General features: G+C 68.5%; 15 protein-coding genes and 1 tRNA gene. 1 reads left to right on the top strand and 15 read right to left on the bottom strand.

From position 1 onward, the window contains the following. Positions 1 to 88: 88 nt before the first annotated feature. From rpsG to ACQEUU_RS07260, 14 genes are all read right to left on the bottom strand, one after another. Entirely contained in the window at positions 89 to 559 is a 471-nt protein-coding gene (gene rpsG, locus ACQEUU_RS07325; protein ID WP_055505082.1) for a 30S ribosomal protein S7, read from the bottom strand. A 2-nt stretch (positions 560 to 561) separates the two neighbouring features. Beyond that, complete coding sequence (rpsL, locus tag ACQEUU_RS07320) at positions 562 to 936, bottom strand: 30S ribosomal protein S12 (protein ID WP_020542315.1); 375 nt, start codon at positions 934 to 936, stop codon at positions 562 to 564. A 515-nt stretch (positions 937 to 1,451) separates the two neighbouring features. After that, positions 1,452 to 5,327, bottom strand: coding sequence for a DNA-directed RNA polymerase subunit beta' (locus ACQEUU_RS07315; protein ID WP_433062035.1), 3,876 nt, complete (start codon positions 5,325 to 5,327; stop codon positions 1,452 to 1,454). A gap of 17 nt (positions 5,328 to 5,344) precedes the next feature. Beyond that, positions 5,345 to 8,824, bottom strand: coding sequence for a DNA-directed RNA polymerase subunit beta (rpoB, locus tag ACQEUU_RS07310; protein ID WP_433062033.1), 3,480 nt, complete (start codon positions 8,822 to 8,824; stop codon positions 5,345 to 5,347). A 437-nt stretch (positions 8,825 to 9,261) separates the two neighbouring features. Continuing rightward, entirely contained in the window at positions 9,262 to 9,756 is a 495-nt protein-coding gene (locus tag ACQEUU_RS07305) for a hypothetical protein (RefSeq protein ID WP_433062031.1), read from the bottom strand. Further along, on the bottom strand, positions 9,753 to 10,241 hold the full coding sequence (locus tag ACQEUU_RS07300; protein ID WP_433062029.1) for a hypothetical protein: 489 nt from the start codon (positions 10,239 to 10,241) through the stop codon (positions 9,753 to 9,755). Before ACQEUU_RS07300 ends, ACQEUU_RS07305 begins: the two co-directional genes overlap by 4 nt. Before the next feature lie 197 nt (positions 10,242 to 10,438). After that, the gene (gene rplL, locus ACQEUU_RS07295; protein ID WP_433062026.1) at positions 10,439 to 10,831 is read right to left on the bottom strand and encodes a 50S ribosomal protein L7/L12; all 393 of its coding nucleotides are present in this window, start codon (positions 10,829 to 10,831) and stop codon (positions 10,439 to 10,441) included. 69 nt (positions 10,832 to 10,900) lie between these two features. Further along, positions 10,901 to 11,425 (bottom strand): 50S ribosomal protein L10, encoded by a 525-nt coding sequence (rplJ, locus tag ACQEUU_RS07290; protein ID WP_433062023.1) that lies wholly within the window; start codon positions 11,423 to 11,425, stop codon positions 10,901 to 10,903. A 238-nt stretch (positions 11,426 to 11,663) separates the two neighbouring features. Beyond that, complete coding sequence (locus tag ACQEUU_RS07285; protein ID WP_433062020.1) at positions 11,664 to 12,491, bottom strand: LppX_LprAFG lipoprotein; 828 nt, start codon at positions 12,489 to 12,491, stop codon at positions 11,664 to 11,666. Between the two features lie 174 nt (positions 12,492 to 12,665). Continuing rightward, positions 12,666 to 13,388 (bottom strand): 50S ribosomal protein L1, encoded by a 723-nt coding sequence (rplA, locus tag ACQEUU_RS07280; protein WP_433062017.1) that lies wholly within the window; start codon positions 13,386 to 13,388, stop codon positions 12,666 to 12,668. Positions 13,389 to 13,446: 58 nt separating this feature from the next. Beyond that, positions 13,447 to 13,878 (bottom strand): 50S ribosomal protein L11, encoded by a 432-nt coding sequence (gene rplK, locus ACQEUU_RS07275; RefSeq protein ID WP_270155849.1) that lies wholly within the window; start codon positions 13,876 to 13,878, stop codon positions 13,447 to 13,449. A gap of 121 nt (positions 13,879 to 13,999) precedes the next feature. Then, positions 14,000 to 14,764, bottom strand: coding sequence for a transcription termination/antitermination protein NusG (gene nusG / locus ACQEUU_RS07270; protein ID WP_433062014.1), 765 nt, complete (start codon positions 14,762 to 14,764; stop codon positions 14,000 to 14,002). 67 nt (positions 14,765 to 14,831) lie between these two features. Continuing rightward, the gene (secE, locus tag ACQEUU_RS07265; protein WP_433062011.1) at positions 14,832 to 15,074 is read right to left on the bottom strand and encodes a preprotein translocase subunit SecE; all 243 of its coding nucleotides are present in this window, start codon (positions 15,072 to 15,074) and stop codon (positions 14,832 to 14,834) included. Positions 15,075 to 15,149: 75 nt separating this feature from the next. Beyond that, positions 15,150 to 15,222, bottom strand: a tRNA-Trp gene (locus tag ACQEUU_RS07260). A 156-nt stretch (positions 15,223 to 15,378) separates the two neighbouring features. Between ACQEUU_RS07260 and ACQEUU_RS07255 the strand changes: the two genes are divergently transcribed. Next, positions 15,379 to 16,587, top strand: coding sequence for a pyridoxal phosphate-dependent aminotransferase (locus ACQEUU_RS07255; RefSeq protein ID WP_433062009.1), 1,209 nt, complete (start codon positions 15,379 to 15,381; stop codon positions 16,585 to 16,587). Positions 16,588 to 16,591: 4 nt separating this feature from the next. On the opposite strand, the gene ACQEUU_RS07250 is transcribed toward ACQEUU_RS07255, so the two are convergent. Beyond that, on the bottom strand, positions 16,592 to 18,637 hold the full coding sequence (locus ACQEUU_RS07250) for a SpoIIE family protein phosphatase (RefSeq protein WP_433062006.1): 2,046 nt from the start codon (positions 18,635 to 18,637) through the stop codon (positions 16,592 to 16,594). Positions 18,638 to 18,644: the final 7 nt, after the last annotated feature.

The raw sequence follows: 18,644 nt of genomic DNA, 5'->3' as shown, positions 1-18,644 counted from the left end.
ATCCCGATGTTGCGGACCTTGGCCAGGTCAAGTGCGGTCGTGGTGGCCACTTTCTTCGCGTCCTCGTCGTCTCGTCGAACCCGCCGGGTTACCAGCGGTAGTGGGCGAAGGCCTTGTTGGACTCGGCCATCTTGTGGGTGTCCTCGCGCTTCTTCACGCTCGCCCCGAGACCGTTGCTGGCGTCGAGGAGCTCGTTCATGAGGCGCTCGGTCATGGTCTTCTCGCGGCGGGCGCGGGAGTACTGCACCAGCCAGCGCAGCGCCAGGGTGGTGCTGCGCGCCGCGCGCACCTCGACCGGCACCTGGTAGGTCGCGCCACCGACGCGGCGGCTGCGGACCTCGAGGGTCGGCTTGACGTTGTCGAGCGCGCGCTTGAGGGTGACGACCGGGTCGTTGCCCGTCTTGTCCCTGCAGCCCTCAAGGGCGCCGTAGACGATCGACTGCGCGATGGAGCGCTTGCCGTCCAGGAGCACCTTGTTGATCAGAGCGGTGACCAGCGGCGAACTGTAAACCGGGTCAGCCATGAGCTGACGACGGCCAGGAGAACCCTTGCGAGGCATAGTTAGCTCTTCTCCTTCTTCGCGCCGTAACGGCTACGGGCCTGCTTGCGGTTGCGGACACCCTGGGTGTCCAGCGAACCACGGATGATCTTGTAGCGAACACCCGGCAGGTCCTTCACACGACCGCCACGCACGAGCACGATGGAGTGCTCCTGCAGGTTGTGACCCACACCGGGGATGTAGGCCGTGACCTCGATGCCGTTGGTGAGCCGCACACGGGCCACCTTGCGCAGTGCCGAGTTGGGCTTCTTCGGAGTCGTGGTGTAGACGCGCTGGCAGACGCCGCGCCGCTGCGGACTCCCCTTGAGGGCAGGAGTCTTGGTCTTGGAGACCTTGTCCTGCCGGCCCTTGCGGACCAACTGCTGAATAGTGGGCACTGCCACTCCGTTTCGTGCCTGGCCGGTGTTACGTCAGTTGTGCAATTCGCAGGTTCTGCCGGTGTCATGACCTGCGCATTGTCCTTGTCTCCGCGCCCCCGCGCTCGGGCGTGTCGCGCGCTGTTCGCACTGACACGTCCGCGAGGACCACGAGCGAGGAAGCCGACCTGCGCTACCGTGAAAAGAGCGCACGATCGAGAGCCCGCAAACTACGGGCACGATGGTCTAGGTTACCAGGACCCCGCGACACGTCAAAACGGCGCGACAAGGCTACGTAAGCCTTCTCGCTCCGGGTGTCGCGCGGCCCCTCCCACCGAAGGCCCGGCTACTGCTCGCGCCTCATGATATAGCCAGATCCGCACCGCCGCCGACATACCAAGAACATCGCCCGGCGAGGAACGGCGTCTCCGCGCCGCCCCCGTACGCGGAGCTCTCCCGGCGCGGAGAAGGCGGGCCGGGACGAGCGAGCGCCCGGGCCCTCCTTCGAGGAACCCGGGCGCCCGCACTCGCACTGTCTACCGGTTGTACTGACCGAAGTCGTACTCCTCCAGCGGAACGGCCTCGCCGCTGCCGGTGCCGAACGTGTAGTCGGCCGCGGAGCCGTCGTAACCGCCCACGGTGTACATGGCGGCCTTGGCCTCCTCGGTCGGCTCGACCCGGATGTTGCGGTACTGGGGCATGCCCGTGCCGGCCGGGATGAGCTTGCCGATGATGACGTTCTCCTTCAGGCCCAGGAGCGAGTCGGACTTGGCGTGGATCGCCGCGTCCGTCAGGACCCTGGTGGTCTCCTGGAAGGAGGCCGCCGACAGCCAGGACTCGGTGGCCAGCGACGCCTTGGTGATGCCCATGAGCACCGGGCGTCCGGCCGCCGGGCCGCCGCCCTCGGCGACGGTCTCGCGGTTGAGCTGCTCGAACCGCGGCCGCTCGACGAGCTCGCCGGGCAGCAGGTCGGTGTCACCGGACTCGAGCACGTTCACGCGCTTGAGCATCTGCCGCACGATGATCTCGATGTGCTTGTCGTGGATCGACACACCCTGCGAGCGGTACACCTGCTGGACCTCGGCCACCAGGTGGAGCTGCACGGCCCGCGGGCCGAGAATGCGCAGCACCTCGTTCGGGTTGACCGCGCCGGCCACCAGCTGCTGGCCGACCTTCACCCGCTCGCCCTCGGAGACGAGCAGCCGCGAACGCATCGACACCGGGTAGGCGATCTCCTCGGAGCCGTCGTCCGGGACGATGACGACCTTGCGCGCCTTGTCCGTCTCGTCCATGCGGACCCGGCCCTCCGCCTCGGAGATCGGGGCGACACCCTTGGGGATGCGCGCCTCGAACAGCTCCTGGACTCGGGGCAGACCGTGGGTGATGTCGGCGCCCGCCACACCACCGGTGTGGAAGGTACGCATCGTCAGCTGCGTGCCGGGCTCACCGATCGACTGGGCGGCGATGATGCCGACCGCCTCGCCGACGTCCACCAGCTTGCCGGTCGCCAGCGAGCGGCCGTAGCAGGTGGCGCAGACACCGATCTTCGCCTCGCAGACGAGCGCGCTGCGGGTGCGGACCGTCTCCACGCCGGCCTCGACCAGCTTGGTGACGTGGGTGTCGTTGATGTCGACGCCGGCGGCCACGATGACCTTGCCGTCGACCTCGACGTCCTCGGCCAGGATGCGGCCGTGCACGTTGGACTCGGCGTTCTCGGCCTTGACCAGGTTGCCCGACATGTCACGGTCGCCGACGGCCAGCGGGACGGCGCGGTCGGTGCCGCAGTCGATCTCGCGGACGATGACGTCCTGCGCCACGTCCACCAGACGACGGGTCAGGTAACCCGAGTCGGCGGTGCGCAGGGCGGTGTCGGCCAGACCCTTCCGCTGTCCGTGGGTGGAGATGAAGTACTCCAGCACCGACAGGCCCTCGCGGAACGAGGCCTTGATCGGCCGCGGGATCGTCTCACCCTTGGTGTTGGAGACCAGTCCGCGGATGCCGGCGATCTGACGCACCTGCATCTTGTTGCCGCGGGCGCCGGAGTTGACCATCATCCAGACCGGGTTGGTCGCCGGGAAGGCGTTGACCATGTCGGTCTCGACGTCGGCCGTGGCGTGGGTCCAGATCTCGATGAGCTCCTGACGGCGCTCCTCGTCGGTGATCAGACCGCGCTCGTACTCGCGCTGCACCTTGTCGGCGCGGCGCTCGTAGTTCTCCATGATCTCGGTCTTGTTCGGCGGCGCGACGACGTCCTCGATCGAGATCGTGACGCCGGAACGGGTCGCCCAGCGGAAGCCGGCGTCCTTGAGCGCGTCGAGCGAGTTGGCGACCTCGATCTTGGGGTACGTCTCGGCCAGCTCGTTCACGATCGTGGACAGCTGCTTCTTGCCCACCTGGAAGTTGACGAACGGGTAGCTCATCGGCAGCGTCTGGTTGAACAGGCAGCGGCCGAACGTCGTCTCCAGGCGGAGCGGGTCGCCCTGCTCCCAGCCTTCGGGCGCGACCCAGTCACGCGGCGGCAGGACGTCCTTGAGCCGGATCTGGATCTTGGCCTGGATATCCAGCTCGTGGCGGTCGAAGGCCATCTGCGCCTCGGCCACGGAACCGAACACGCGGCCCTCGCCCCGCGCCCCCTCCTTCATGGTGGTCAGCCAGTAGAGGCCGATGACCATGTCCTGGGTGGGCATCGTGACGGGCTTGCCGTCGGCCGGCTTGAGGATGTTGTTGGTCGAGAGCATCAGGATGCGTGCCTCGGCCTGGGCCTCAGCCGACAGCGGCAGGTGCACGGCCATCTGGTCGCCGTCGAAGTCCGCGTTGAACGCGGTGCAGACGAGCGGGTGGATCTGGATGGCCTTGCCCTCCACGAGCTGCGGCTCGAACGCCTGGATGCCCAGACGGTGGAGCGTGGGCGCGCGGTTGAGCAGCACAGGGTGCTCGGTGATGACCTCTTCGAGCACGTCCCACACCACGGGGCGGGCGCGCTCGACCATCCGCTTGGCCGACTTGATGTTCTGCGCGTGGTTGAGGTCCACGAGCCTCTTCATCACGAACGGCTTGAACAGCTCCAGCGCCATCTGCTTGGGCAGGCCGCACTGGTGGAGCTTGAGCTGCGGGCCGACGACGATGACCGAACGGCCCGAGTAGTCGACGCGCTTGCCCAGGAGGTTCTGACGGAAACGACCCTGCTTGCCCTTGAGCATGTCGCTGAGCGACTTGAGCGGGCGGTTGCCGGGACCGGTGACCGGGCGGCCACGACGGCCGTTGTCGAACAGCGCGTCGACGGCCTCCTGCAGCATCCGCTTCTCGTTGTTCACGATGATCTCGGGCGCGCCGAGGTCGAGAAGCCTCTTGAGGCGGTTGTTGCGGTTGATGACCCGACGGTAGAGGTCGTTCAGGTCGGAGGTCGCGAACCGGCCACCGTCGAGCTGCACCATCGGGCGCAGGTCCGGCGGGATGACCGGGATGCAGTCGAGGACCATCCCGCGCGGCGAGTTGGTGGTGCTGAGGAACGCCGACACCACCTTGAGCCGCTTGAGGGCGCGGGCCTTCTTCTGGCCCTTGCCGCTGCGGATCGTCTCGCGGAGGTTCTCGGCCTCGGCGTCGAGGTCGAAGCTGACGAGCCGGTCCTGGATGGCCTGCGCGCCCATGCCGCCCTTGAAGTAGCGGCCGAAACGGTCGCGCATCTCGCGGTAGAGCAGCTCGTCGCCCTCGAGGTCCTGGACCTTGAGGTTCTTGAACCTGCTCCAGACCTCCTCGAGCCGGTCCAGCTCACGCTGGGCCCGGTCGCGGAGCTGGCGCATCTCGCGCTCGGCGCCCTCGCGGACCTTGCGGCGCTGGTCGCCCTTGGCGCCGGCGGCCTCCAGCTCGGCCAGGTCGCCCTCGAGCTTCTTCTGCCTGGCCTCGACGTCGGCGTCGCGGCGCTGCTCGATGTGCTGCCGCTCGACGGAGATCTTCGCCTCCAGCGAGGGCAGGTCACGCTCACGCATCTCGGTGTCGACCTGCGTGATCATGTAGGCCGCGAAGTAGATGACCTTCTCCAGGTCCTTCGGGGCCAGGTCGAGCAGGTAGCCCAGACGCGACGGGACGCCCTTGAAGTACCAGATGTGCGTGACGGGCGCGGCCAGCTCGATGTGGCCCATCCGCTCACGGCGCACCTTGGCCCGGGTCACCTCGACGCCGCAGCGCTCACAGATGATGCCCTTGAACCGGACCCGCTTGTACTTGCCGCAGTAGCACTCCCAGTCGCGGGTCGGGCCGAAGATCTTCTCGCAGAAGAGCCCGTCCTTTTCCGGCTTGAGGGTGCGGTAGTTGATGGTCTCGGGCTTCTTGACCTCGCCGTGCGACCACTGACGGATGTCGTCGGCCGTCGCCAGCCCGATCCGAAGCTCGTCGAAGAAGTTGACGTCCAGCATTATGTGCGATCTCCCCCTCAGACTTCTTCCACGCTGCTCGGCTCACGCCGGGACAGATCGATGCCGAGCTCCTCCGCCGCGCGGAAGACGTCCTCGTCGGTGTCGCGCATCTCGATCGACATGCCGTCGCTGGACAGCACCTCGACGTTGAGGCAGAGCGACTGCATCTCCTTGATGAGGACCTTGAAGGACTCCGGGATGCCGGGCTCGGGGATGTTCTCGCCCTTGACGATGGCCTCGTAGACCTTCACCCGGCCGAGAACGTCGTCGGACTTGATGGTCAGGAGCTCCTGCAGGGCGTAGGCGGCGCCGTACGCCTCCAGCGCCCACACCTCCATCTCGCCGAAGCGCTGGCCACCGAACTGCGCCTTGCCGCCCAGCGGCTGCTGGGTGATCATGGAGTACGGGCCGGTCGACCGCGCGTGGATCTTGTCGTCGACCAGGTGGAGCAGCTTGAGGATGTAGATGTAGCCGACCGAGATCGGATACGGGAACGGCTCGCCGGAGCGTCCGTCGAACAGCCGGGCCTTGCCGGTCTCCTGCACCATGCGGTCACCGTCGCGGTTGGGCACGGTGTTCTGCAGCAGGCCGACGATCTCCTCCTCGGTGGAGCCGTCGAAGACCGGGGTCGCGACGTTGGTGCGCGCCTCGACCTTCTCGAAGCCCTTCTCGCGCAGCCGCTCGGCCCAGGCCTCCTCGACGCCCGAGATGTCCCAGCCACGGGCGGCGATCCAGCCCAGATGGGTCTCCAGCACCTGGCCGACGTTCATCCGGCCGGGCACGCCCAGCGGGTTGAGGATGATGTCGACCGGCGTGCCGTCCTCCAGGAACGGCATGTCCTCCACCGGCAGGATCTTGGAGATGACGCCCTTGTTGCCGTGACGGCCGGCCAGCTTGTCACCGTCGGTGATCTTACGCTTCTGCGCCACGTACACGCGGACCAGCTCGTTGACACCCGGCGGCAGCTCGTCGCCCTCCTCACGGGAGAACACCCGAACGCCGATGACCTTGCCCTGCTCACCGTGCGGCACCTTCAGCGAGGTGTCGCGCACCTCGCGCGCCTTCTCACCGAAGATCGCGCGCAGCAGCCGCTCCTCCGGGGTCAGCTCGGTCTCGCCCTTCGGGGTGACCTTGCCGACCAGGATGTCGCCGGGCACGACCTCGGCGCCGATGCGGATGATGCCGCGCTCGTCGAGGTCGGCCAGGACCTCCTCGGACACGTTCGGGATGTCCCGGGTGATCTCCTCGGGGCCCAGCTTGGTGTCGCGGGCGTCGACCTCGTGCTCCTCGATGTGGATCGAGGAGAGCACGTCGTCCTGCACCAGCCGCTGGGACAGGATGATCGCGTCCTCGTAGTTGTGGCCCTCCCACGGCATGAACGCCACCAGCAGGTTCTTGCCCAGCGCCATCTCGCCGTCCTCGGTGCAGGGACCGTCGGCGATGACCTGGTTGACCTCGACGCGGTCGCCCTCGGCCACGATGGGCTTCTGGTTGAACGAGGTGCCCTGGTTGGAGCGCTTGAACTTGGCCACCCGGTAGGTGGTCCGGGTGCCGTCGTCGTTGGCCACGGTGATGTAGTCGGCGGAGACCTCCTCGACCACCCCGGCCTTCTCGGCGCTGATGACGTCGCCGGCGTCGGTCGCGGCGCGGTACTCCATGCCGGTGCCGACCAGCGGCGCCTCGCTCTTGAGCAGCGGCACCGACTGGCGCTGCATGTTGGAGCCCATGAGCGCGCGGTTGGCGTCGTCGTGCTCCAGGAACGGGATCATCGCGGTGGCCACCGACACCATCTGGCGCGGCGACACGTCGATGTAGTCGACCTCTTCGGCCCTGGCCAGCTCGGTCTCGCCGCCCTTGGTGCGGACGAGCACCCGGGACTCGGCGAACGAGCCGTCGGGGTTGAGCGCGGTGTTGGCCTGCGCCTTGACGTAGCGGTCTTCCTCGTCGGCGGTGAGGTAGTCGATCTGGTCGGTCACCTTGCCGTCGACGACCTTGCGGTAAGGAGTCTCGACGAAGCCGAACGCGTTGATCCGGCCGTACGAGGCGAGCGAGCCGATGAGGCCGATGTTCGGGCCTTCAGGGGTCTCGATCGGGCACATCCGGCCGTAGTGGGACGGGTGCACGTCACGGACCTCGAACCCGGCCCGCTCACGGGACAGACCACCGGGGCCCAGCGCGGAAAGACGCCGCTTGTGCGTCAGGCCGGCCAGCGGGTTGGTCTGGTCCATGAACTGCGACAGCTGCGAGGTGCCGAAGAACTCCTTGATCGACGCCACCACCGGGCGGATGTTGATCAGGGTCTGCGGCGTGATCGCCTCGACGTCCTGCGTGGTCATCCGCTCGCGGACGACGCGCTCCATGCGGGCCAGGCCCAGGCGGACCTGGTTCTGGATGAGCTCGCCGACGCTGCGCAGGCGGCGGTTGCCGAAGTGGTCGATGTCGTCGGTCTCGACGATCACCGTGTCGACCGGCGCCTCGGGGGCGGCCGGCATCGAATCCTCGCCGGCGTGCAACCGGACGATGTACTCGATGGTGGCGACGATGTCCTCTTCGGTCAGCGTGCCCTGGGTGATGTCGGCGCCGACGCCGAGCTTCTTGTTGATCTTGTAACGGCCGACCTTCGCCAGGTCGTACCGCTTGGGGTTGAAGTACAGGTTCTCCAGCAGGGTCTGCGCCGACTCCTTGGTCGGCGGCTCACCCGGCCGCAGCTTGCGGTAGATGTCCAGCAGCGCGTCATCCTGACCGGCGGTGTGGTCCTTCTCCAGCGTGGCGCGCATCGACTCGTACTGGCCGAACCGCTCCAGAATCTGCTCGCTGGTCCACCCCAGCGCCTTCAGCAGCACGGTGACGGCCTGCTTGCGCTTACGGTCGATGCGCACACCGACGCTGTCGCGCTTGTCGATCTCGAACTCCAGCCAGGCGCCCCGCGACGGGATCACCTTGCAGCCGAACAGATCCTTGTCGGAGGTCTTGTCGACACTGCGGTCGAAGTACACCCCCGGCGAACGCACCAGCTGCGAGACCACGACCCGCTCGGTGCCGTTGATGATGAACGTGCCCTTCGGCGTCATGAGCGGGAAGTCCCCCATGAACACCGTCTGGCTCTTGATCTCACCCGTGGTGTTATTGATGAACTCCGCCGTCACGAACATCGGGGCGGAGAAGGTCATGTCCTTGTCTTTGCACTCATCGACTGAGTACTTGGGCGGCTCGAACCGGTGATCGCGGAACGACAAGGACATGGTCCCCGAGAAGTCCTCGATGGGACTGATCTCTTCGAAGATCTCTTCGAGGCCCGACTGGGTCGGGACGTCCTTGCGCCCGGCCTGGCGAGCCGCCTCGACCCGGGCCTTCCACTTCTCGTTGCCCAGCAACCAGTCGAACGACTCGGTCTGCAGGGCGAGAAGGTCAGGAACTTCGAGCGGCTCCTGGATACGCGAAAAAGAGACGCGACGGGGACCGGCGGGTACGGCGGAGGCGTTGCGCGAGGCTGCCAACAGATGTCCTTCCGAGGGCTCGCGGCGGACTGACTACACGCACGCCAGACAACCTCGCAACGTGAGCAAGCGGAGCGGGTCGTCAAAGGGCAGCGCAAAGGGGCAGTGTAGCCGAACGGCACACGCCTGTCCACTTCGCTCTCGCTGCATGCTTCACGTTGGTCGCAGCATCGCTCGTTCGAACGAATCCGTCAAGCCCGCAAGCCCGACTTTTAGCCGTCTAGGGGCTCAGACGCTGGGTTTTCTCCCCCGTGTGACTGATCGCCTACCGCCAGGCCCAAGACGATACCCGCGAACGGGGGCGGTTAACGCTCTGTCACACCGGGGCTCGAACTCAGGCCGACAACCGGTGTAGCTGTGACGGAAGTACCCGTGGCAAAGGACTCACTAAACCTGAATTTTGGTAACAATTGAAGGACGCGACGCGCCCGAGCGGCTCATGCGGTCCCGATCAGGGTCGACAGGTCCGAGACGAGCCACCTGTCGCCCTTCTCGATCATGACGAACCTGGCCCGGGTCCGGCTCACCTGCTGACGCGGCCCGGCGCCGCCCTCGGCCTCAGTGATCGTACCCGTGTTCACGAACAGCAGAACCTCCACTCTCCCGGGCTCGGCCCGCTCCACCGCCGCGGCCACCACGGTGGCCGTCTGCACCATCTTGCGCTCCTTGGCCCGGGCCGACAGCGAGCCCGACAGCTCCGCGTACTGGCGGGTGAGCGCGCCCGTGGTGTGCTGCCCCGCGCGCGCCAGGTCCCGCTCGACCGTGCGGTAGTCGTACGAGAGCAACTCCGGCGCGACCGCCTTGGCGGCCGCCAGGGCCTCGGTCCCCGCCGCCTCGCCGCCGCGCAGCGCCCGCCAGTCGAGCCAGAGCACGCCCGCCGCGACGCCCAGGGCGAGCACCAGGACGCCCAGCACCACCCGCACCGCCCTCACGTGACCTGCTCCGCCTTCGACACCAGCCAGACGCCCCCGGTCTTGGCCAGGTCCATCCGCCACCGGTAGAAGCGCTCCTGGGGGGCGTCGTCGGAACCGTCCCAGCGGATCACCACGTCCGCCACCACGAGCGCCCTGGCCGTGTTCCCGGAGATCGACTCCAGCCCGGCGGCCCGGACCACGCCCTCCTGGATGACCTTGTTCTTGCGCGTGGTCCGCACCAGCTCGCCGGCCGCGGCCTCGTACGCGGTCCTCGCGGCGCCGGTGGAACTGGTCAGGATGCGGTGGACGTCGGAGTCGACGGTCTCGTAGTGGAGCGAGAGCAGGTTCATCGCGTGCGTGCTCGCGGCGCGCAGCGCGTCCTGCCGGTCGTCGGCCCGGGCCTGCGCCTCGCGCCCCTGAGCGCCGAGCCAGAGCGCCGCCGCCGCGAACAGCGCCGCCAGGACGGCGAGCACGGGGACCGCCACGCGCCACACCCGCGCCATCCCCTCACCCCTCCCGACCGGTCGCCGGGATCATAACCCGCGGCTCTTCCGCTGGACCCGCCATTCGACCCCACACCGTACGAACCGGACCGAAAAGGTATGGGCGGCCCCCGCGGCGCGAGACACGTCCGGGCATGCGAAAGGGGCGGCACACCCGGCACCAGGGTGTGTCCGCCCCTTTCGGAAGCGCGTCGGTCTTACTTGACCGTGACGGTGGCGCCGGCGCCCTCCAGGGCGGCCTTGGCCTTCTCCGCCTGCTCCTTGTTGACCTTGGCGTCGAAGACCGGCTTCGGAGCGCCGTCCACCAGGTCCTTGGCCTCCTTCAGGCCGAGGGACGTGAGGGCGCGGATCTCCTTGATGACCTGGATCTTCTTGTCGCCGGCGGCCTCGAGGATGACGTCGAACTCGTCCTGCTCCTCAACAGCGGCGGCCTCGCCACCACCGGCGGCCGGGGCAGCGGCGGCGACCGCGACCGGGGCGGCGGCCTTGACGTCGAAGGTCTCCTCGAACTGCTTCACGAACTCGGAAAGCTCGAGGAGGGTCATCTCCTTGAACGCGTCGAGCAGCTCGTCGGTGCTGAGCTTCGCCATGATGTTTCCTCCGTATGGAACTTGCGAAATTTAGGAACGGGACCGCGGGTGTTGCGGCAATCCCCTGAGCTACTCGCCCGCCTCTTCGCGCTTGGCGCGAAGGGCGTCGGCCAGCTGAGCCATGTTGGTGGGCAGCGCGGCGAGCATCGCGGCAGCGGCGCTCTGCTTCGCCTTCATCGCGCCAGCAAGCTTCGCGAGGAGGACCTCGCGGGACTCGAGGTCGGCGAGCTTGGTGATCTCGGTGGCGTCCATCGTCTTGCCGTCGAGGACGCCGCCCTTGATCACCAGAAGGGGATTGGCCTTGGCGAAGTCACGCAGACCCTTGGCCGCCTCGACAACGTCGCCGTTGACGAAGGCGATCGCGGTCGGCCCGGTGAGCAGGTCGTCGAGACCCGCGAAACCGGCCTCGTTGGCCGCGATCTTGGTCAGGGTGTTCTTCGCCACGGCGAACTTCGCATTCTCACCGAGAGAGGTGCGCAGCTCCTTGAGCTGGGCGACGGTGAGACCGCGGTACTCGGTCAGAACGGCGGCGGCGCTGCCTTCGAACTCGCTCTTGAGCTCGGCAACCGCTGTCGCCTTATCCGCCCTCGCCATGGGCCTCCTTCCAGTGGTGCCACCGGTGAAGGCCCAGACATGAGAACAGCCCCGGGCGCAGGGCGCACGGGGCTCGCACATATGGAAGGTGACCATATGGGAAACTCGCATCACACCTGCGCGGGTCGTCCACCTGACGTGGAGCCTTCGGTCGCCAGGCTTTGAGGCACCTGGCGACGACCGGCGGTCTTCGGCAACGACCAGCCTACGTGCTGGCCGCCGAGTTTCCAAATCGTTCTCAGTTGACGGTGCCCTCCGGCAGCTCGCCGACCTGGTCGGCGGCCGGGGCCTTGATGTCGACGGGCTCGTTGTAGCCCTTGAACATCAGCGTGGCGTCGAGCTTGCCGCCCTCCTTGGCACCGCTCATGGAGAGCTTGCGGGGCAGACCGTCGGCGGCGACCCAGATGTCGAACGTGACGTCCTTCAGTTCGGCGAGGTTCTGCCGCGCGTGCTCCTGCTTGTCGGCCGGGAGCTGCCGCACGGCGGCCTCGACGGGGAACGTGCCGCTGTAGTGGGTGGTGTCCGTGCCGCCCACGCTCTCGGTGCCGACCGACCGGACGTCCTGAGACGTCGTGATCATGGTGGTCACGCTGGCCAGGTCGAACTGCTGCACCTGGCCGAGCACCTGGTTGACCTGGTCGCGGTCGCCCGCCTCGGTGAGCGGCACCCTGATCCACGGCTTGGTGGCGCCGAGCATCTTGTTGAGCGTCTCCACCTTGACGTACACCGAGTCGCCGTGGAGGACCACCCGCGCGCCGCCGGGCAGCTCGCGGCCGCCCATGTCGGCCGCGTCGACCGTGAGGTCGAGGGCGAGCTGGGGCCGGCTCTGGTAGAGCATGCGGCCCTGGACCTTGCCGCTGCCATCCTGCGGGTGCGAGACGTCCACGACGGCGTCGACCGTGTAGGAGCTGACCTCGGTCGTCTTCTGCGCCGTCTGGGCCAGGACCTCGGAGGCGGCCAAGTTCACGTTGATGGGCTGCGCGTTCGTTCCACAGCCGGTGACCGCGGTGGCGGCCAGGGCGGCCGCGGTCGCGGCGATGGCGAGAGAAAACCTGCGCTTGAGCATATTTGGACCCTACGTGTCGGGGAACTCGTCGTAGCGCTTTCCCCGACGTTCTCATGGAAAACCCAGGGATGTCCCTGAGACGGCTCCACGCGAATCAGACCAAACGGGCCGGACGGCTGCGGACAGGGAAAAGCCCCGGCGCGGTGCGCGCCGGGGCCGTTCCGTGCGAACGCGTCAGACCGTGTCGAGCTCGGCGACGATGCCGCGGGTGACGTTGGGGTCGACCGGGACACCGGGGCCCATGGTCGTGGAGAACGTCACCTTCTTGACGTAACGGCCCTTGGCCGCCGACGGCTTGAGCCGCAGCACCTCTTCCAGCGCGGCCGCGTAGTTCTCCAGGAGCTGGCGCTCGCCGAACGACGTCTTGCCGATGATGAAGTGCAGGTTGGCCTGCCGGTCGGTGCGGAACTCGATCTTGCCGCCCTTGATCTCCGTCACGGCCTTGGCGACGTCGGGCGTCACGGTGCCGGTCTTCGGGTTGGGCATGAGACCACGCGGGCCGAGGACGCGGCCCAGGCGGCCGACCTTGCCCATCAGATCGGGCGTGGCCACCACGGCGTCGAACTCGTTGAGCCGGTTGCCCTTGGAGATCTCGTCGATCAGCTCGTCGGCGCCGACGATGTCGGCGCCCGCCTCGCGGGCCGCCTCGGCACGGTCACCGGTCGCGAAGACCAGGACCCGGGCGGTCTTACCGGTGCCGTGCGGGAGGTTGACCGTGCCGCGCACGATCTGGTCGGCCTTGCGAGGGTCGACGCCCAGCCGCAGCGCCACCTCCACGGTGGCGTCGAACTTGGTGGTGGACGTCTCCTTGGCGAGCCTGGCCGCGTCGGCCGGGCTGTAAAGCTTGTCGCGGTCGATCTTGGCGGCCGCGTCCTTGTGCGCCTTGCTGCGCTGCATGTCTGTCTCCTAGTGGTGTGCGGGCCGGCGGGCGGCCCTCCCACGGGTGGGAAGGGGGTCAGTCGGCGACGGTGATGCCCATCGACCGGGCGGTACCGGCGATGATCTTCTCGGCCTGCTCGATGCTGTTGGCGTTGAGGTCGGGCATCTTCGTCTCGGCGATGCTGCGCAGCTGCTCGCGGCTGAGCTTGCCCACCTTGTCCTTGTGCGGGGTCGCGCTGCCCTTGTCGAGGCCGAGCGCCTTCTTGATCAGCTCCGGCGCCGGGGGCGTCTTCGTGACGAAGGTGAAGCTGCGGTCCTCGAAAATGGTGATCTCAACGGGGATGATGTTGCCCCGCTGGGCCTCCGTCGCGGCGTTGTACTGCTTGACGAAGTCCATGATGTTGACGCCGTGGGGACCGAGGGCGGTACCGACCGGCGGGGCGGGCGTGGCCTGGCCAGCGGGAAGCTGGACCTTGACCAGAGCCGCGATCTTCTTCTTCGGAGGCATGTGTCCTTCTCCGGGTCCTGATGGGGTGATGCGTCTCCGGAACGCGGGTGCGCCCGGACATGTCGGAAGGCCGCCCTTCGCGACAGGCGGCCGACCGAACGTTTAATTGTAGGCGACCGCCTCAGATCTTCGAGACCTGGTTGAACGACAGCTCGACCGGGGTCTCACGACCGAAGATCGAGACCAGCACCTTGAGCTTCTGCGACTCGGGGCTGATCTCGCTGACCGAGGCGGGCAGAGTGGCGAACGGGCCGTCCATGACGGTGACCGACTCGCCGATCTCGAACTCGACGGCCGGGCCGGAGGGCGTCTTGGCGGCGGCCTTCTTGCTCTCCTCGGTCGGCTCGGGAGCGAGCAGCTTGGCGACCTCGTCGAGGCTGAGCGGGCTGGGCTTGTTGGACAGGCCGACGAAGCCGGTCACGCCGGGCGTGTTGCGCACCGCGGCCCAGGACTCGTCGGTCAGCTCCATGCGCACCAGGACGTAACCGGGCAGCACGCGCTCCTTGACCGGCACCTTCTTGCCGCTCTTGAACTCCTGGACGGTGTGCGTCGGCACCTCGACCTGGTAGATGTAGTCCTCCATGTTGAGCGACACGTTGCGGCTCTCGATGTTGGACTTCACGCGGTTCTCGTAGCCGGCGTAGGAGTGAATCACGTACCACTCGCCGGGAAGGCCGCGGAGCGAGCGCTTGAACTCCTCGACCGGGTCGACGTCGGGCTCGACGTCACCGTCGTCCTCGGCCACGGCCGCCTCGGCGGTCTCGTCGCCCTCGTCGCCGCCGGCGACGTCCTCGACGGTCTCCTCAGCGGCCTCGGAGAAGGCCTCTTCCAGCTCGGCGTCCCGCTCCTCGCGGGGATCGCCGGCCGGCACTGAAGACTCGGACACGGTGACTCTTCCTCTTTCGTCGTATCGAACGGCGACTCCGCCGGGCGGGCGCCGTATGCGATCAGGATCAGCCGCCGAAGATCTGCAGGACGGCCCAGCCGAACGCGGCGTCGAGGCCGTAGATGATGCCGACCATGATCACCACGAACACCAGGACCACCGTGGTGTAGGTGACCAGATCCTTGCGGGTCGGCCAGATGACCTTACGGAGCTCACCGACGACCTGACGGTAGAAAAGAGCCGGAGAAGTCCGCTTCTTCTTTTCGCCACTGGGCTTGCCTGCGGTCTCGCCGCGCGTGTCGATCGCCACAGTCCTCACCTGAATCCGTCGTATCCAACGCAGCTTTGCGGCGCCTACACGCCATTATTGCGCGGACCGCACTCGCAGGGCACGAGGGACTCGAACCCCCAACCGCCGGTTTTGGAGACCGGTGCGCTACCAATTGCGCCAGTGCCCTATGTCGTCAACCACATTACCCTGATCGACTCACTGCCTGGACCGAACGCCGCATCGACATGCGGCTCAGGACCTGGCGAAAGTGTACGGAAGATTGCCCGCCACGTCGAACCCGAACCTGATCGCCCAGGTCACACGCGCGTGGGACGATGGAAACATGTCCACCCGACGCCGTGTCTCCACACGTGTTTCCGCGATTTCCGAGTCCGCGACCCTCGCCGTGGACGCCAAGGCCAAGGCGATGAAGGCGGCCGGCCGTCCGGTCATCGGCTTCGGCGCGGGCGAGCCCGACTTCCCGACGCCCGACTACATCGTCGAGGCCGCCGTGGCGGCGGCGCGTGAGCCCCGCTTCCACAAGTACACCCCGGCCGCCGGACTGCCCGAGCTGAGGCAGGCGATCGCCGACAAGACGCGGCGCGACTCCGGCTACGAGGTCAACGCGTCGCGGGTGCTGGTGACCAACGGCGGCAAGCAGGCCGTCTACGAGGCGTTCGCCACTCTGCTCGACCCGGGCGACGAGGTCCTGGTCGTGGCCCCCTACTGGACGACCTACCCCGAGGCGATCAAGCTGGCCGGGGGCGTGCAGGTCGACGTCGTCACCGACGAGACCACGGGCTACCTGGCGGGCGTCGAGCAGCTGGAGGCGGCCCGCACCGACCGCACGAAGGCGCTGCTGTTCGTCTCGCCGTCCAACCCGACGGGCGCCGTCCACTCGCCCGAGCAGACGGCCGAGATCGGCCGCTGGGCGGCCGGGCACGGCCTGTGGGTGATCACCGACGAGATCTACGAGCACCTGACGTACGGCGGAGCCGAGTTCACCAGCATCGCCACGGCCGTCCCCGAGCTGGGCGACCGGGTCGTGATCCTCAACGGCGTGGCCAAGACGTACGCGATGACGGGCTGGCGGGTCGGCTGGCTGATCGGCCCGTCCGACGTGGTCAAGGCGGCGGCCAACCTGCAGTCGCACGCCACGTCCAACGTCGCCAACGTCTCGCAGATGGCCGCGCTGGCGGCGGTCTCCGGCGACCTGTCGGCGGTGGCCCGGATGCGCGAGGCGTTCGACCGGCGGCGGCAGACGATGGTGCGGATGCTCAACGACATCCCGGGCGTGCTCTGCCCCGAGCCCAAGGGCGCCTTCTACGCCTACCCGTCGGTCAAGGACCTCATCGGCAAGGAGCTGCGCGGCCGCCGTCCCCGGTCGTCGGCCGAGCTGGCGGAGCTGATCCTGGAGGAGGCGGAGGTGGCCGTGGTGCCGGGCGAGGCGTTCGGCACCCCCGGCTACTTCCGGCTGTCGTACGCCCTGGGCGACGACGACCTGGCGGAGGGCGTCAGCCGCCTCGGCAAGCTGCTGGCCGAGGCCCGCTGACCGTTCAGCCGCCGGGGAGGCGCAGGGCGATCAGGGCGACGTCGTCGGCCTCGGAGAGTGGCATGCCGCTCAGCAGGCGGTCGCAGAACTCGTCCAGGGGCGCGCGGGCCTGTGCGGCGGCGGTGCCGCACAGGCGGGCCTGGCCGTCGCCGAAGTCCTCGCCCCGCCGCTCGACCAGGCCGTCGGTGTAGAGCAGCAGGGTGCTGTGCGGGGGCAGCGGTTCGCGCGCCGAGACGTACGGGCCCGGATACGGCAGGCCCAGCAGCGGGCCGGCGGCCGAGTCGAGGAACCGGCAGCGGGCGTCCTCGGTGACCAGCAGCGGCGGCGGATGGCCCGCCACCGCGTAGTGGAGCTCGTGACCGTCGCCGTGGCGCTCGACCCTGGCCAGGACGCACGTGGCGGTGTCGTCGCCGTAGAGCGTCCGGGTCGCCTTGTTGAGCCGGTCCAGGATCTCCCCAGGCGGCTCCCACCGGTCGACGGCCAGGCCGCGGAGCATGTTGCGCAGCCGGCCCATGGCTACGGCCGCGCGCAGGTCGTGACCGGCCACGTCGCCGATGACCAGCACGACGGCGCCGTCGGGGAGCACGAAGGCGTCGTACCAGTCGCCGCCCACCTCGGCCGCTGACGGGCTGGGCCGGTAGCGGACCGCGAGCTCCAGGCCGGGGACGTGCGGCGGCTCGGCGAGCAGGCTGTGCTGGACGGCGACGGCGAACCGGCGGGCCCGCTGCAGGGCCATCACGTTGCGCAGCATGTCCTGGGCCTGTTCGAAGGTCTCCAGCAGCAGGTCGACGTCGCTTCGCCCGACGGGCGGGCGCTCGCCGCAGGTGGCGGCGGTGACCACGGCGGTGACCGTGCCGTCGATCGTCACCGGCAGGATCGCCAGGCCGTTGGCGTCGCACGCCCGCAGCCAGGCCAGGGTGCCCGCGGGGCCGACGTCCTCCGGCGGCGAGCCCGGCGGGAACGTCCGCAGGACGGGCCGGGCGTGCCTGATGGCCTCGACGAAGGCGCCCGTCGGCGACGGCAGGCGCTCGGCGTCGACCGGCGGCATGCGCGGCAGGGTCGGGCCGGCGGCCGAGGCGACGCGCTGGACGACCAGCGACGGCTCCCCGACCGGCCCTTGGACCAGGTCGCTGACCAGGTGGACGCCGCATCCGTCGGCCAGGTCGGGCACGATCAGCTCGGCCAGCGCGGTCATCGTCTCTTCGAGGCTTTCCCGGCTGCCCATGGCCTGGGCGGCGCGGGTGAGCAGCTCCCGGCGGCGCTGGCGCTGCCACCAGTCCTCGATGTCGGTGCAGGTGCCCACCCACTCCACGACCCGGTCGTTCTCCATGACGGGCACGCCCCTGGACACGAAGTGGCGGTAGCCGTCGTCGATCGTGCGCAGGCGATAGACGTGCTCCCACACGGCGGGAACCTCCCGGCGGGCGCGCGCGAACGACTCCTCGAACCCCTGACGGTCGTCCGGGTGGATGGCCGCCAGCCACCCGTCGCCGCGGTACTCCTCCCAGGTCTGGCCCGTCAGTCCCTCCCACTCGGGGATGGGCTCGACGAGGCTGCCGTCGACGGAGTTGACCCAGATGAGCTGCCCGCTCACCCGGACCAGGCTCGCGTAGCGGCGCAGGATGCGGGTGCGGTCCTCGGCCAGGGCGCGGATCCGCCGCGCCGTGGTGACCTCCTCGGTGACCTCCAGGCACATCACCATCACGCCGTGCTCGACGTGGGGGAAGGCGGCCCGCGACAGGCTGAAGGTGAAGAACCGCTCCTGCCCGGCCGTCGTCGTCAGCGGCCCGGCCGGCGACTCGACCACGACGACCGGCTCGCCGGTCTCCCGCACCTGATCGAACCGGTGGAAGCTCTCGCGGTCACCGGCGTCGCCGAACGCCTCCCTGATGGGGACGCCGAGCGGCACGTCGCCGAACATCGACCGGTACGCGTGATTGGCGTAGATCAGCCGGTGGTCCGGGCCGAGCGTGACGGCGACGCCCACCGGCGCGGGGTCCAGCACCTCAAGGGCCGGCACGCCCGCAGCGTAGTCCTCGTCGCGGCCCATGACTCTC

The sequence above is a fragment of the Nonomuraea sp. CA-218870 genome, assembly GCF_050936535.1.
Taxonomy (GTDB): Bacteria; Actinomycetota; Actinomycetes; order Streptosporangiales; family Streptosporangiaceae; genus Nonomuraea; species Nonomuraea corallina.
The sequence above is the reverse complement of the archived record's forward strand: the minus strand, read 5'-3'. Positions and strand labels throughout refer to the sequence as shown.

What these genes read in the sequence shown, in the direction of transcription:
- rpsG (WP_055505082.1), bottom strand. Translation starts at nt 559, where the DNA reads ATGCCTCGCAAGGGTTCTCCTGGCCGTCGTCAGCTCATGGCTGACCCG.
- ACQEUU_RS07315 (WP_433062035.1), bottom strand. Translation starts at nt 5,327, where the DNA reads ATGCTGGACGTCAACTTCTTCGACGAGCTTCGGATCGGGCTGGCGACG.
- ACQEUU_RS07300 (WP_433062029.1), bottom strand. Translation starts at nt 10,241, where the DNA reads ATGGCGCGGGTGTGGCGCGTGGCGGTCCCCGTGCTCGCCGTCCTGGCG.
- rplL (WP_433062026.1), bottom strand. Translation starts at nt 10,831, where the DNA reads ATGGCGAAGCTCAGCACCGACGAGCTGCTCGACGCGTTCAAGGAGATG.
- rplJ (WP_433062023.1), bottom strand. Translation starts at nt 11,425, where the DNA reads ATGGCGAGGGCGGATAAGGCGACAGCGGTTGCCGAGCTCAAGAGCGAG.
- ACQEUU_RS07285 (WP_433062020.1), bottom strand. Translation starts at nt 12,491, where the DNA reads ATGCTCAAGCGCAGGTTTTCTCTCGCCATCGCCGCGACCGCGGCCGCC.
- rplA (WP_433062017.1), bottom strand. Translation starts at nt 13,388, where the DNA reads ATGCAGCGCAGCAAGGCGCACAAGGACGCGGCCGCCAAGATCGACCGC.
- rplK (WP_270155849.1), bottom strand. Translation starts at nt 13,878, where the DNA reads ATGCCTCCGAAGAAGAAGATCGCGGCTCTGGTCAAGGTCCAGCTTCCC.
- ACQEUU_RS07255 (WP_433062009.1), top strand. Translation starts at nt 15,379, where the DNA reads ATGTCCACCCGACGCCGTGTCTCCACACGTGTTTCCGCGATTTCCGAG.
- ACQEUU_RS07250 (WP_433062006.1), bottom strand. Translation starts at nt 18,637, where the DNA reads ATGGGCCGCGACGAGGACTACGCTGCGGGCGTGCCGGCCCTTGAGGTG.